The 14789-nt window shown below is 69.0% G+C and carries 13 protein-coding genes; 3 read left to right on the top strand and 10 right to left on the bottom strand.

Translation table 11 applies throughout. The features are described from left to right. Positions 1-6: 6 nt before the first annotated feature. The 8 genes from JMF86_RS31940 to JMF86_RS31905 form a co-directional block, all read right to left on the bottom strand. Positions 7-1332, bottom strand: coding sequence for an FAD-binding oxidoreductase (locus JMF86_RS31940; RefSeq protein WP_011549832.1), 1326 nt, complete (start codon positions 1330-1332; stop codon positions 7-9). Between the two features lie 2 nt (positions 1333-1334). Next, positions 1335-2069, bottom strand: a complete 735-nt coding sequence (locus JMF86_RS31935; RefSeq protein ID WP_054928663.1) for a cupin domain-containing protein — start codon at positions 2067-2069, stop codon at positions 1335-1337. Positions 2070-2189: 120 nt separating this feature from the next. Beyond that, positions 2190-2621 (bottom strand): helix-turn-helix domain-containing protein, encoded by a 432-nt coding sequence (locus JMF86_RS31930; protein WP_011549834.1) that lies wholly within the window; start codon positions 2619-2621, stop codon positions 2190-2192. A gap of 23 nt (positions 2622-2644) precedes the next feature. After that, positions 2645-3979: an FAD-binding oxidoreductase gene (locus JMF86_RS31925; RefSeq protein ID WP_011695038.1), complete on the bottom strand. Its 1335-nt coding sequence runs from the start codon at positions 3977-3979 to the stop codon at positions 2645-2647. 139 nt (positions 3980-4118) lie between these two features. After that, the gene (locus JMF86_RS31920; protein ID WP_011695039.1) at positions 4119-5993 is read right to left on the bottom strand and encodes an ABC transporter ATP-binding protein; all 1875 of its coding nucleotides are present in this window, start codon (positions 5991-5993) and stop codon (positions 4119-4121) included. Further along, positions 5993-6949 carry an ABC transporter permease gene (locus JMF86_RS31915; RefSeq protein WP_027806332.1) on the bottom strand — a complete coding sequence of 319 codons (957 nt, stop codon included), beginning with the start codon at positions 6947-6949 and terminating at the stop codon, positions 5993-5995. The genes JMF86_RS31920 and JMF86_RS31915 overlap by 1 nt, the downstream gene beginning before the upstream one ends. Positions 6950-6979: 30 nt before the next feature. Further along, on the bottom strand, positions 6980-7933 hold the full coding sequence (locus JMF86_RS31910) for an ABC transporter permease (protein ID WP_011549838.1): 954 nt from the start codon (positions 7931-7933) through the stop codon (positions 6980-6982). A 79-nt stretch (positions 7934-8012) separates the two neighbouring features. Beyond that, positions 8013-9596 (bottom strand): ABC transporter substrate-binding protein, encoded by a 1584-nt coding sequence (locus tag JMF86_RS31905; protein WP_011549839.1) that lies wholly within the window; start codon positions 9594-9596, stop codon positions 8013-8015. Positions 9597-9861: 265 nt separating this feature from the next. Here JMF86_RS31905 and JMF86_RS31900 point away from each other — a divergent pair, with 265 nt between their 5' ends. Further along, a complete protein-coding gene (locus JMF86_RS31900; RefSeq protein WP_127479536.1) occupies positions 9862-10086 on the top strand; it encodes a hypothetical protein in 225 nt (74 codons plus the stop codon). 203 nt (positions 10087-10289) lie between these two features. Here JMF86_RS31900 and JMF86_RS31895 read toward each other — a convergent pair whose 3' ends face one another. Beyond that, complete coding sequence (locus tag JMF86_RS31895; protein WP_011549841.1) at positions 10290-11828, bottom strand: methyl-accepting chemotaxis protein; 1539 nt, start codon at positions 11826-11828, stop codon at positions 10290-10292. 186 nt (positions 11829-12014) lie between these two features. Next, entirely contained in the window at positions 12015-12683 is a 669-nt protein-coding gene (locus JMF86_RS31890; protein ID WP_011549842.1) for a haloacid dehalogenase type II, read from the bottom strand. A 467-nt stretch (positions 12684-13150) separates the two neighbouring features. Between JMF86_RS31890 and JMF86_RS31885 the strand changes: the two genes are divergently transcribed. Both JMF86_RS31885 and JMF86_RS31880 read left to right on the top strand, forming a co-directional pair. Then, on the top strand, positions 13151-14011 hold the full coding sequence (locus JMF86_RS31885) for a GNAT family N-acetyltransferase (protein ID WP_011549843.1): 861 nt from the start codon (positions 13151-13153) through the stop codon (positions 14009-14011). A gap of 13 nt (positions 14012-14024) precedes the next feature. After that, positions 14025-14789, top strand: a 765-nt coding sequence (locus JMF86_RS31880) for a glyoxylate/hydroxypyruvate reductase A (protein WP_201317273.1), incomplete at its 3' end; no start/stop codon positions are given.

Here is a 14789-nt window from a genome sequence, read left to right as displayed (position 1 = left end):
GCCCGGCTAGAAATCCGCGACCTTGCCCCAGGCGGACTCGCTGAACCGGCCGGGCCGGTACGGCGTCGGGTCCACGAACGGCTCCGCACCGGACGCGAGATCGGCGATCAGGTGCCCGGCGCCCGGGCCGATCCCGAAGCCGTGCCCCGAGAAGCCCGCCGCGAGGATCAGCCCCGGCACGCCCGGCACTTCGCCAATGCCCGGCACGCCGTCCGGCGTGCTGTCGACGAAGCCGGCCCATGCGTGCGTGATCGTCGCCTCGCGCAGCTCAGGCAACAGTTCGGACGCGCGGCGGTACGTTTCGGCGACCGTCGACATGTCGGGCTTCGGATCGAGAATGCGCACCGCTTCCATCGGCGTCGGCGCATCGAGGCGCCAGCGCTTCAACGTTTCATGACCGCCGCGTACGCCTTCGAGGCCGCCCGGCAGCAGGTTGCGCCAGCGCTTCGCGAACATCGGCACGAATTGCGGCGCGAAGCGCAGGAACTGCGGCGTCGGGTCCACGCGCGCGCGGCCGCTGATCGCCAATGCATAGCGTCCGTCGCAGCGGCGCGTGATGGACACGCCGGACGTGTACATCGCACCCGGCAGCGGCGTGTCGACGGGCGATACGCTCAGGATCGACTGACGGATCGACGCCTGCGGAAAGCGGATGCCGAGCTGGCGGCAGAACGACGACGCCCATGCGCCGCCGGCCATCACGGCCGTCCGGGTCTTGATGACGCCGGCCTCCGTGACGACGCCAGCGACACGGCCGCCTTCGAGCTCGATACCGCGCGCCGCGCAGTGCTGGTGGACGCTGCCGCCCAGCTTGATCAGCGCGGCGGCCACGGCCGGCGCGGCCTTGCCGGGGTCGGCCGTACCGTCGGTCGGCGAAAAGACGCCGCCCTTCCACTGCCGCCCGGTCGCCCGTCCGCGCTCGGCGGCCTGCTTGCTGTCGAGCATGTACGTGGTCACGCCCGCGGTCTTCGCGAATTCGCCCCAGCTGGCCCAGCGGGACAGCTCGGCTTCGTCATTGCTGAGATACAGCAGCCCGCAGCGATGAAAGCCCGTGTCTTCTCCGGATTCGGCGGCGAATCGTTCCCACAGATCAATGCTCTTGCTCGCCATCGGCAACTCGCGCGCATCGCGGTTCTGCTGCCGGCACCAGCCCCAGTTGCGGCTCGACTGTTCGGCGCCGATGCGCCCCTTCTCGACGAGCGCGACCGACAGCCCGCGCCGGGCCAGATAGTAGGCGGTGAAGACGCCGATGATGCCGCCGCCGATCACGACGACGTCGGCCGCGGCCGGCGGCGTGGACAAGGTTTCGATATGACGCAGCGGAGGGGACATGCTCAGTCTCGTTCGGTGGAAGGTTTGACGTTCTGCATCACGTAGAACTTCGCCACGCGTTCGCTGCTTTCCCACCCGATCGACGCGCCGCGCGGCACGAACAGCGCATCGCCGGCACCGACCGACTGCACGCTGCCGTCGGGCGCCGCGAAGCGGACGCCGCCGTCCAGCAGGAACATGAACTCGTTGGCGCGATGCGGCCGGACGATCCGGTGATACGGCGTCGAATCCCACGTGCCCGCGCAGTATCCGGCTGCGTCGTCGGTGAACACGTTGTCGCTGCGGCATTGCGGCGCGGGGCCGAGCAGCACCTCGGCCGGCAGCGTGGCGGACGGCTTGAAATCCGCGTCGGCGTACAGCGCAAAGACGCCTTGTTTCGTCGGGGTCGCGCACGCTGCCGAGCAGAACGTCAGCAGCACGGGCGATGGCGCCGCGATGCGCAGCGCGGTGCCGCAACCGATCACGGCGCCTTGCCCCGGGCCGACCACCAGCGGTGCGGCCCCGGCCGCTTCGAGCGTCAGCTCGCCTTCGACGACGACGAGAGTTTCGATGTGCGGAAAGCTCGACACGTCCAGCTCGCCGGCGAAGCGGATACGCCCCGCGGCCATCGCGTCGGGGCCTTCCCACGCGATCTCGCGATGCGACGCGAACGGATCGCTCGCGCCGAACGCCTGCTTGCGGAATGCGGTGGAAGAAGGTGCGCCGTCGGCCCGGTGCAACACGAAAACTGCGGTCATTTCTGCTCCTGTGCAGTGCGTGGCGGCCTGGTTCAACGCCGTCACGCGATATCGGAAATCGTCGTTCGCCGGCTCTCCGGCCGGAAAATCGTCAGCGGGGCATGTCGTCCATGCGTGCGCTTACGCCGCGTGGCACGACGCTTCGCGGCGTTCGGTGCGCAGGCGCGTCGACGGTGTTCGTACCGGTGCGCCGCCGGTTCGGGCAACCACGTAATCGCGCGGCGTGATGCCGAGCACGCGCCGGAAATGCCGGCACAGATGGCTCTGATCGAAGAAGCCGACGTCGGTCGCGACGACCGACGGCGCGAGACCGGCGCGCAACAGGTCCTGCGCCCGCCGTATCCGCACGAGACACAGATACCGGTGCGGCGACAGCCCGGTTTCGCTGCGAAAGCGCGCGGTGAAACGCGACACGCTCAAGCCGGCCACCGCCGCGAGCGTGTCGAGGTTCAGCGGCTGCGCGAACGACGCGTCGATCGTGCGCAGCACGTCGCCGATCGCCGGCGAGACGGGCCGCGCGACACGCGGCGAACCAACGAATTGCACTGTCATATCGAGTTCTCCCCGCGCTCGCTTCAATGCAGGAAATCCTGCATCCGGTAATACGCGCCGACGAGCGGCAGGAACCACGCGTGTCCGAAATGGCCCGGTATCGCCGGCCATTCGAGCTCGCGCCACGGGTTCGACGCGGCCGCGCCATACAGCACGTCGGCCATCACGCGGCCCATGTGCACCGACATCTGCACGCCGTGGCCGCTGTAGCCCATCGAGTAATAGAGTCCGTCGTGCTGGCCCGCGCGCGGCAGCCGGTCGGCGGTGATGTCGACCAGCCCGCCCCAGCAGTAGTCGAGGCGCACGTTGGCCAGCTCGGGGAAATAGCCGGCCATGCCGGCGCGCAGGATGTCGCCGCTCTTCGCATCGGAGCGCGGGCTCGACATCGCGAAACGCGCGCGTCCGCCGAACAGCAGCCGGTTGTCGGGCGTCACGCGGAAGTAGTTGCCGATCTGGCGCGACGTCACGTACGCACGGCGATGCGGAAACAGCCGGTTCAACTGCGCGTCGGGCAGCGGCTCGGTCACGACGATGAAGCTGCCGACCGGCGCGATGCGTCGCCGGAACCACGCGAACGGCCCGTGCTGCGACGCACCGGTCGCGACCAGCACGCGGTCGGCGACGATCGTGCCGCGGGCGCAGGTAATTCGGTGGCGCTCGCCGTCGAGCCGGTCGAGCTGCGTGACGGCCGCGTGCTCGTACACACGTGCGCCGGCCCGCACGGCCGCTTGCGCGAGGCCGACGCCGAACTTGCCCATGTGCATCTGCGCGCCGTTGCGCTGCAGGAGCCCGCCGTAGAAACCGTCGGACGCGATTTCATCGCGGATTCGCGACGGCTCGATCAGTTCGATATCGGGATCGACGTCGCGCCGCAACGCGTCGAAGGTCTTTTCGAGCCCCGCGAAATGCTGCGGTTTCGCGGCGAGCTTCAGCTTGCCCGCCCGCCGGAAATCGCAATCGATCGCCTGTTCGGTCACGATCGTCTCGACGCTCTTCACCGCGCTTTCGTAGGCGCGATAGAACTGCTTCGCGGGCTCGGCGCCGATGCGCGCGGCCAGCGACGCGTAGTCCTGCGCGACGCCCGTATTGCACTGGCCGCCGTTGCGGCCGGACGCTTCGCCGGCGACTTGCGCGGCTTCGAGCACGACCACCGAGACGCCGCGCTGCGCGAGCGCGAGCGCCGCCGACAAGCCGGTGAAACCGCCACCGATCACGACCACATCGGCCCGCCCCTCGACGGGCCCAACGCTGCCGTCGCGAAACGCGGGGCGGGTATCCAGCCAGTACGATTCCAGTTTCATCGGATCCTTCTTTTGCATGCCTGCAACGACGATCGGCGACCGTTCAATGAGAATCATTTAATCACCGTCAAAAACCGCAGTTGCCGCGTATTCGCGCGCGGCACGCGTACAAATCGCCGTTTTGCGCGACCGCCGCAGCAGACTATGCGGCGGCCCGTTCACCGCACCGCGCGATGAACGGTTCGCGCGCCACGCACTACGGTTGCACCGGCGTGACGCCGGCCGGCACCGGCTCCGCCTGGAAACTCGCGAGATCCTCCTCGCTGCGATGGCACAGCACCTGCGCGCCGTTGCCGAGCGTGCGCAGCGACGGGGCCGTCCGGTTGCACACGCCGTCCACCCGCATCGCGCAGCGCGACAGGAACGGACACAGCTCGTCCTCGTGCTCGCGCTCGCCGATCGGCACCAGCGGCCGGTGGCAACGCTCGGCCGCATCGTCGAGCCAGCCCGCGCGCAGTTCCGGCGCGGACGACACCAGCAAGTGCGAATACGGGTGATAAGGCGGCGCGCACAGCGCGTCGCGACTGCCCGTCTCCACGCGGCGGCCCGCATACAGCACGACGATGTCGTCGCTGATCGCGCGCACCTTCGCGATGTCGTGCGTGATGAACACGTACGACACGCCGAGCTTCGCCTGCAGGTCGCGCAGCAGCTCGATGATCGCGGCGCCGACGACGGTGTCGAGCGCCGACGTGACCTCGTCGCACAGGATCAGGTCGGGCTCGGCCGCGAGCGCGCGCGCGAGGTTCACGCGCTGCTTCTGCCCGCCCGACAGTTCGCCGGTACGCCGCGACGCCACCGCCGGCGGCAGCCGCACGAGCTCGAGCAGTTCCGCGACGCGCTGGCGTGCACGCGCGCCCTTGATCCCGTGATAGAACGCCAGCGGCCGCGCGAGCGTGCGCTCGACGGTATGCACCGGGTTGAGCGCGGTATCGGCGTTCTGGAACACGATCTGCACGCGGCGATGCTGCTCCTTCGTCCGTTTGCCGATATCGCGCGCGAGCGGCTCGCCGTCGAGCAGGATCGCGCCGCCGGTCGCCGGCACGAGGCCCGCGATCACCTTCGCGAGCGTCGTCTTGCCGGAGCCCGATTCGCCGATCACGCCGACCGTCTGCCCGCGCCCGATGCGCAGGTCGACTTCATGCAGGATCACTTTCGCGGGCCAGCCGTTCGCGGCGCGGCCGCCGTAGCCGGCGATCGCGCCGCGCACGTCGAGCAGCGGCGCCGGCGCGGCCGGCTCGCGTGCCTGCGCTTGCGTGTCGCGTTCGGCATCGTTCGGCGTGACCGCCGCGATCAGGCTCTGCGTGTACGGGTGCGCCGGCGCATGCAGGATCTGTTCGGTCGCGCCCGCCTCGCGGATCACGCCGTCGCTCAGCACGACGATCCGGTCGGCCATCTGCGCGACCACGGCCAGGTCGTGCGACACGTACACCGCACTCATCCCGTAGCGCTGGATCACGCTCTTGAACGCCTGCAGCACGTCGATCTGCGTGGTCACGTCGAGCGCGGTGGTCGGCTCGTCGAGAATCACCAGCTCCGGATCGGTGATCAGCGCCATCGCGGCCATCAGCCGCTGCAGTTGACCGCCCGATACCTGGTGCGGATAGCGCTTGCCGATCGTCTCCGGCTCCGGCAGCGCGAGCGCGCGAAACAGCTCGATCGCCTTCGCCTGCGCGTCGCGCTTCGTCATCGTCTTGTGGATCAGCGCGGCCTCGATCACCTGGTCGAGAATCGTGCGCGACGGGTTGAACGCGGCGGCGGCGCTCTGCGCGATATACGCGACCTTGCGGCCGCGCAGCGCGGTCAGCGCCGCAGCCGAAAGCGTGCACACGTCGGTGCCGTCGAGCTTCACCGAGCCGCCGGCGATCCGGCATCCGGTACGCGCATGGCCCATCAGCGACAACGCGATCGTCGTCTTGCCGGAGCCCGATTCGCCGATCAGCGCGAGCACCTCGCCGCGCCCGATGTCGAAGTCGACGCCGTGGACGATCGTCGTTTCCTCGCCGCCCGGCCGGCCGCCGACCACGCGCAGCCCGCGCACCTCGACGAGCGGGTTCGATTCGTGTCGCATCAGTGTCCTCCGGCGGCGCCGGCCGCGCCCTTGCGGCGGCCGCGATGCGGCAGGCCGTCGATCATCAGGTTGACGCCCACCGTCAGGATCGCGATCGCGACCGCGGGAATGATCGCGACGGCCGAGCCGTCGCCGAGGCTCGCGATGTTCTCGCGCACGAGCGAACCGAGGTCCGCATACGGCGGCTGCACGCCGAGCCCGAGAAAGCTCAGGCCGCTCAGCAGCAGCACGACGAACGTGAAGCGCAGCCCGGTATCCGCCAGCATTGGGTGGATCATGTTCGGCAGCATCTCGACGCACGCGATGTACAGCGCGCTTTCGCCGCGCGCCCTGGCCACCTGCACGAATTCGAGCGTGCTGATGTTGACCGCCAGCGCGCGCGCGATCCGGTACGAGCCGGGCATGTAGCTGATCGCGGCGGTGAGCACCAGCAGCGGCAGCGACGAGCCGAACGCGGCGACGAGCATCAGCGCGAACATCTTCGACGGAATCGACGTGAGCGCATCGAGCAGCCGGCTCATCGTCTCGTCGACCGCGCGGCCCGACACGGTCGCGAGCAGCCCGAGCGTCGTGCCGGTCACCGCGGCGAGCAGCACCGCGGCCAGCGCGAGCAGCACGGTCAGCCGCGCGCCGTACAGGATTCGGCTCAGCATGTCGCGGCCCAGGAAGTCGGAGCCGAACGGCAGCTTCGCGCTGAACGGCGCGAACACGTCCGGCGTGACGATCGCGCCGACGTCATGCGGCGCGATCAGCGGTGCGAACACCGCGACGAACAGCATCAGGCCGACCATCGACAGGCCGACGCGGCCGCCGGTCGTCAACGCGATGCGCGCGCCGCGGCGCTTGCGCGGCTGGTCGGGGGCCGGGGCGGCAGGCGGCATGCTGCCCCGCCCCAGGGGCGGGTCGCCGGAGGGCGGCAGCGCGCTGCTGCGTTGTACGGGTTCGATCGGTTGCATGGGCGGCATCTCGGAAGAAAGACGAAACACTCAGGTGCGCAGTCGCGGGTTCGACACGATCGAGCACAGGTCGGCGAACAGCACGAGCGTCAGGTAAGCGACGCAGAAGATCAGCGTGCACGCCTGGACCAACGGGAAATCGCGATTGCTGACGGCATCGACCATCAGGCTCGCGAGGCCCGGATAGTTGAAGATCGTCTCGACGACGATCACGCCGCCGAGCAGATACGACAGGCTCAGCGCGATCGCGTTGGCGATCGGGCCGATCGCGTTGGGCAACGCATGGCGTAGCACGACGCGCGCGGGGCTCGCGCCCTTCAACGTGGCCATCTCGACGTACGACGCGCTCAATTGCTCGATCACCGCGGCGCGCGTCATCCGCGCCATCTGCGCGATCACGACCGCGCACAGCGTCAGCACCGGCATCGCATACGCACGCAGGAAATCGTGCAGGCTTTCGATCGGGCCGCTGTACGACAGCGCGGACAGCCAGTGCAGCTTCACCGCGAACACGAGCACGGCGACCGTCGCGATCAGGAATTCCGGCGTCGCGACGAGCGACAGCGTGCCGAGGCTGATCACGCGGTCGACCACCGACTCGCGCTTGACCGCCGCGAGGATGCCGAGCAGCAGCGCGATCGGCACCGACACGGCGGTCGTGATCGCCGCCAGCGCGAGCGACTTCGGCAGGCGCCCGCCGATCAGCTCCGACACCGGCATGTCGCCGGAAAACGACCGGCCGAAGTCGCCGTGCAGCAGCCCGGCGAGCCAGTGCAGGTAGCGCACGTGCGCCGGCATGTCGAGACCGAACTGCTGGCGCAGCGCGGCGACCGTCTCCGGCGTCGCGGACTGGCCGAGCGCGGCCTGCGCGGCGTCGCCCGGCAGCAGGTTCGTGATCGTGAAGATGATCGCGGACACGATCAGCAGCGTCAGCGCGGTGACCGCGATGCGCCGGCCGATCAGCCCGATGAGAATTCGGTTCATGGAGCGACACTCCCGAAAAAACCGCGCGTGGCCGGCGCGGGGGTCCGCACCGGCCGCGCGGCGGCGGCCAACCACAACGTCATGCGTTCCACCACACGTTCTCGGCGAACATGAAGCCCATCATCCCGCCGGTCGGGATCGAACCGAGGCCCGCGAGCCGCTTGTCGTACCCGTCGAGGAAGCTGATGAACGCCGGAATGCCGACCCGGCCCTGCTGCGACACGATCACCTGCATGTCGCCGTACATCTGCTTGCGCTTCGCGTCATCGGTTTCCGAGCGCGCGGCGAGCAGCAGCTGGTCGAACTTCGCGTTCTTCCAGCCCGATTCGTTCCACGGTGCATCCGACTTGAAGAACTGCGTGAACAGCACGTCGGCGCTCGAGCGCGGGTTGATGTTGCCGAACGTGAGCGGGTGCTTCATCCAGTGGTTCGACCAGTAGCCGTCGGGCGACGCGCGGTTGACCTGCAGGTTCAGCCCGATCTTCTGGCCGGCCTGCTGCAGCAGCACGGCCATTTCGATCGACCCGTTCGCGTCGGACGTCGCATAGATCGGCGGCAGCGTGGCGCCGAGCGCCCCGGCCTTCTGGAGCAGGAACTTCGCCTTGTCCGGATCGTGCGCACGCTGCGGCAGCGACGCGTTGAAGTAACGATGCCCCGGCGGAATCGGCTGGTCGTTGCCGATCACCGAGTAGCCGCGGAACACCGCCGTGCGAAGCTGTTCGCGATCGAACAGGTACTTCATCCCTTCGACGAAATCGGGGTTCGCGACGATCGGGTTGTCGCTGCGCATGATCAGGTCGGTGTAGAGGCCCGACTTGGTTTCCTTCAGCGCGTAGCCGGGCGTCGACGAGACCCGCTGCGTCGAGCGCGGATCGATCGCGTTGATCAGGTGCACGTCGCCCGACAGCAGCGCGTTCAGGCGCGCGGCGCTGTCGCTGATGCCGATCAGCTCGATCTCGTCGAGATACGGCTTGCCCGGCTTGAAGTAGCTGTCGTTGCGCACGCCGACGGTCGACACGCCCGGCTTGAACGACTTGAGCTTGTACGGGCCGCAGCCGATGCCGGTGCTGAAGTCGGTCGTGCCGTCCTTGACGATCACGAGCTGCGGCGTCGCGAGGATCACCGGCAGGTCCGCGTTCGCGCTGGCGAGCGTCAACGTGACTTCGTCGGGGCCGGTCGCCTTCGCCTCCGCGAACTGTTCGGCGAGCGGCTTGACCTTCGATGCGGTGGCCGGGTTCTTGTGGCGCATCAGCGAATACACCACGTCGGCCGGGCCGACCGGCTTGCCGTCGTGGAACGTGACGCCCTTGCGCAGCTTGATGATCCAGGTCTTCGCATCGGTCGTCTGCAGCGACTCGGCGAGGTTCATCTGCGGCGTCAGGCTCGCATCGAGCTGCGTGAGGCCGCTGTAGAACATGAAGAAGCGGGTATAGTCCGCGCCCGTCGAACCCTTGGCCGGGTCGAGCGTATCGGCCGTCGAGCCGGCTTCGTTCGCGACCCTGATCTTGCCGCCGCGCTTCGGCGCGGGCGCGGCGAAGGCGGAGTCGGGGGTCATCAGCAGTCCGCCGGCGCCGGCGGCCATCATGCCGCCCGCCGCCATGACCTTCATCATGTCGCGGCGCGTGAAGCCGCCCTTGCCGCCGTTGTCGATATCGTCGCTCATCCGAACTGCTCCTGACTGTGGAAAGTGGGTCCAAGGGTCCAGCGTGGTTGTTCAATCCCGCTGCGTCCGCTTGCTGGTGGCGGACGCGACGTCGTACACATGCAATTCATTTAAGCATCGCCAAAATGCGGTTTGTCGCGATTCGGGCGGCCCGCACGATACGAATCGACCGTTTTGAGCCGCCCGCGCAGCATGAATTGCTGCATGCGCATCCGTGTCGCCGTGTGCCCGGCGGTGTGTCGCGGCGGCTGCCGAACCCGTGTCGATGCAGGAAATCGTAAGGCCGCAGCCGCCGCAGATTGCGTCGACAAAATTGCCCGTTCGGCATCCGGCGCGCGTTTGGCTCGCGCAAACCGCACGTTTGTATCGAATGGGGGCTTGCATGCCGACGACGGCTGAAACGCGCGGCGCGCTGCGGCAGATCGCCGCATGCACGGGCGTCGGCGACGGCACGCCGCGGATGAAAGTTCAGAAGAATGCCGCTCGATAGGAGCGGCTTGGCGATAAGGCGGGAAGAGGACGGGACTGCCCGGGGAGCGGGCGCACGCGAGCCGTGCAGCCGTCAGGAACCGTGGTGACCCCGTGCGGCGACGCGTCCGTCACCGGCATCCCGGCGCGCACGCCGGGCGTGCGCCGGCTCGGCGTGAAGGAGGTTGAATGATGCGCCGGCTGCCAGCGAGCGGCACGAAGCCGTCACGCAGCGAGCCGGAATACCGACACGGCGGCCCGCAGGCGCGCCGCCTGCTCGTCCAGCGACGATGCGGCGGCGGCCGCCTGCTCGACGAGCGCGGCGTTCTGCTGGGTGACTTCGTCCATTTGCGCGACCGCCAGCCCGATCTGTTCGATACCGGTGCTTTGCTCGACCGATGCCGCCGAAATCTCGCCCATGATGTCGGCCACCCGGTCGATCGACCGGACGATCTCCGTCATGCGCTCACCGGCCGTCTCGACGAGCCGGCTGCCGCTGCCGGCCCGCTCGACCGACGCGTCGATCAATCCCTTGATGTCCTTCGCGGCCGCGGCGCTGCGTTGCGCGAGCGAGCGGACTTCCGATGCGACGACGGCGAACCCGCGCCCCTCCTCGCCGGCCCGCGCGGCTTCCACCGCGGCGTTGAGCGCCAGGATGTTGGTCTGGAATGCGATGCTTTCGATGACGACGGTAATGTCGGCGATCCGCACCGATCCATCCGAGATCTGCCGCATCGTTTCGACGACCGCCTGCACGGCGGCGCCGCCCAGTTCGGTCGCATCCTTCGCCTGGGTCACGAGCGCATTCGCCTGGCGTGCGTTGTCGGCGTTCTGTTTGACCGTGGACGTCATCTGCTCCATGCTGGCGGCCGTCTCCTGCAGCGACGCGGCCTGCTGCTCCGTGCGCTGCGACAGATCCAGGTTGCCTTGCGCGATCTCGCCGGTGCCGGTGGCGATCGAGTGGGTCGTGGTCTGGATTTCGGCGATGGTGTCGGTCAGCCGCGCCTTCATGTCGCCCAGCGCGACGAGCAGGCTGCCGGGCGCGGCATGCGCCGTATCGAACTGCACGTCCAGTTCGCCGGCGGCGATGCGGGCCGCGATCTGCGCCGCCTGCGCGGGCTCGCCGCCCAGCGTGCGCCTGACGCTGCGCAGCACACCCCATGCAATCGCCGCGAGCGCCGCGGCAATGACGAGCGTGACGACGCCCAGCACCGTCGCGAGCCGGGTAAACGCCGCATTGATGTCATCGTAGAAGAATCCCGTGCCGATCCACCAGTCCCAGTCCGGAATCGCGACCACGCCCTGCAGCTTCGGCTCGAGGTCCGCGTCGGGGCTGCGCTTGATCAGCACGTCGACGAGCGCGAAATGCGCCTGCGCCATGCCCGCGCGGTACGCCTCGCTGTCGGTCATGCCGCTGGTCGTGCGGTTGCCCTTCGCGCGCGTGCCGATGAACTTCGCGTTCGGATGGACGAGGTTGACGCCGTCGGACGTCGTGACCCAGAAGTAGCTCTTCGAATTCGCGTTGAGCGCCGCCAGCGCGGCCTTGGCCTGCTGCTGCGCCTGCTCCTGCGTGAGCGTGCCGCTCGTCTGCATCGCGCGATACGAATCGACCAGGTGCTCGGCCTTGGTCAGCAGAATGACGATCTCTTCGCGGCGGCTGTCGATCAGCGCGTCGCGCAGCGTGTGCAGCGACAACGCGGCGAGCAGGACGATACCGAGCAGCGCCGCGACGACGAGCATCAGCAGTTTGGTGGACAACTTCATGCGGGGGCCTCGCAATATTAACCGTTCGGTACATATATCGGCCTGGGCAGCCCGGCCTTGAACGATTCAATATCGGTAATTACCCTCGCTCCGTGCGCTGATCGAACGCGCGCCGGGACGCGACGCGACGGGCCCCGGCGGCCTCGCGGCCGCGTCCCGTCACGTCATGGCGATCGACGAACCGGCTTACAGCCCCAGCTGCGTCGCGAGCTGGCCGATGTCCGACACTTCGTAATAGTTGTAGAACGGCGTGCCCGGCTCGTGGCCGCGGTTCACGAACGCCTTGTGCTTGATCCCCAGATCCTCGGCCGTCATCAGGTCGTAGCGCAGGCTCGACGATACGTGCAGCACGTCCTCGGGCTTGCAGCCGAGCTTGTCGAACATGTATTCGAAGCCCTGCATCCGCGGCTTGTACGATTGCGCCTGCTGCGCGGTGAACACCGCATGGAACGGCGCGCCGAGCTTGTCGACGTTGCTCATGATCTGCTCGTCCATCGCGTTCGACAGGATCACGAGCTTGTACTTCGACGCCAGCCGCGACAGCCCGGCCGGCACGTCCGGATGCGGGCCCCAGGTCGGCACCGCATGATAGAAAAGCTCGGCCTCGGCTTCGTCGAACGTCACGCCGAGTCGCGCACAGGTGCGGCGGACCGAGTTGACGACGACGTCGCGGTACGGCTTCCACGCGCCGAGCACCTCGTCGAGCCGATAGGCGGCGAACGCGCGCACGAAGGCCTCCATCGTGGCCGGCGACAGCCGGTCCGCGTAGATTTCGCGCGCCGTCTCGGCCATCCGGAAATGGGTCAGCGTGCCGTAGCAGTCGAAGGTGATGTACTTCGGTTCAAACTGGATCATGGTCGGGTCCTGTCGGTGTGAAGCCCCGGCAGGGCCGGGGATGGGCTGGGTTCAACGAAATTGAATCAGGGCAAAAAGTCGTTCGCGCATCGTTCGGCGCCGCTCAAAACGCAGAATCGCCGCGTGTTGCCTGGCGCATGCAGCACGATCTGCGGTGCGATCGGGCGTGGCGCCGCGGCGCCGGCCAATGAGCGCCGCGCCACCGCGGCGGGCGCGCCTGCCGGTGCGGCCCTTCGGCAGGCGGCAGCGCCGCCGTGCATGCATCGTAGAGGCATTCCCACAGCAGGAGTGGCCGGATTGGCCGGCCGCGCCGGCACGATCCGCGCGTTCGTGCGCGCCGATCATGCGGGTTTGCATCGATCGTGCGCGAGCGGCCGCCGCACCTCGAAAACAGGCGAATCGTCCTATCCGCGCCGCACCCGCGCTGGCAGAGTCGACCTGTCATTTCCACCCATCCGGAGTCCGGCGTGTCCGACCTCAATCCTTCCCGCACGCTTACCTATCGCCCGTTCACCGAAACGGACCTGCCCGCTGCGCATCGTCTGTCGGAAGCCGTCAAGTGGCCGCACCGCATCGACGACTGGCGCTTCGCGTTCCAGCTCGGCGGCGGCTTCGTCGCCGAGGATGAATCCGGCGTCGTCGGCACCGCGCTCGGCTGGCGCTTCGACGACGCGCATGCGTCCCTCGGCATGGTGATCGTGTCGCCCGAGCGCCAGGGCTGCGGCATCGGCCGCGAGCTGATGACCCGCGTGGTCGACAGCCTCGGTGAGCGGACCGTGTTTTTGCATGCGACGCCGTCCGGCGAACCGCTCTACGCGAAGTTCGGCTTCGCAGCGATCGGCACGGTCGATCAGCACCAGGGCGCCGCGTTCCAGCCGCCGCTGATCTCGCTGCCGCCCGGCGAGCGGCTGCGCCCGCTCGGCACCAACGACGGGCCGCGCCTCGCCGCGCTCGCATCGCGCGCGGCCGGCTACGAGCGCGGCGCGGTGATCGACGCGCTGCTCGACGTCGCGAACGGCATCGCGCTCGATCGCGACGGCGAGCTGCTCGGCTTCGCGCTGTTCCGCCGCTTCGGCCGCGGCCACGTGATCGGCCCGGTGGTCGCGCCCGATGCGCTGCGCGCTCAGGCGCTGATCAGCCACTGGCTCGCGCTGCACGAGGGCATGTTCGTGCGGCTGGACGTGCCGGGCGACAGCGGGCTGTCCGACTGGCTGCAGGGGCTCGGGCTGCCGCGCGTCGACACCGTCGTCGCGATGGCGCGCGGCACGCAGCCGGCCCGCGACCCGGCGCTGCGCCCGTTCGCGATCGTGAACCAGGCGCTCGGTTGAGGGGGCGCGCACGATGAGCTTTCTCTACAAGGCCGACCCGGTGCGGGGCGCGCAGTGGGCGGCGCGCTTCGCGCAACAGGCGCCCGATCTGCCGTTCCGGATCTGGCCGGACCTCGGCGACGCCGCAGCCGTCCGCTATCTCGCCGCATGGCAGCCGCCGGACGATCCGGTCGCGCTGCTGCCGAATCTCGAGGTCGTGTTCTCGGTCGGCGCCGGCATCGACCAGTTCGACCTGTCGCGCGTGCCTTCGCACATCCCCGTCGTGCGGATGATCGAGCCGGGCATCGTCGAAGGGATGGTCGAATACGTGACGCAGGCCGTGCTGACGATTCATCGCGACCTGTTCGACTATGCGGCGCAGCAGCGCGACCAGGTGTGGCGCGAGCATCCCGTGCGCGCGGCCGCATCGCGGCGCGTCGGCGTGCTCGGGCTCGGCACGCTCGGCCAGGCCGTGCTCGACACGCTGCGGCGCTTCGGTTTCCCGTGCGCCGGCTGGAGCCGCACGCCGCGCACGCTCGACGGCGTCGACTGCTACGCGGGCGATGCGGCGCTCGACGCGTTCCTCGCCCGCACCGACATCCTGATCTGCCTGCTGCCGCTCACCGACAGCACGCGCGGCCTGCTCGGCGCGCGCGTGTTCGACGCGCTGCCGGCCGGTGCATCGCTGGTGCAGGTCGGGCGCGGCCCGCAGCTGGATTCGGCGGCGCTGCTCGCGGCGCTCGCGAGCGGCCGCCTCGACAGCGCGATCCTCGACGTGACGGACCCCGAACCGCTGCCG

The sequence above is a fragment of the Burkholderia sp. E168m15 genome, from assembly GCF_016586105.1.
Classification (GTDB): Bacteria; Pseudomonadota; Gammaproteobacteria; order Burkholderiales; family Burkholderiaceae; genus Burkholderia; species Burkholderia orbicola.
This window is presented reverse-complemented; position numbering and strand designations above follow the sequence as displayed.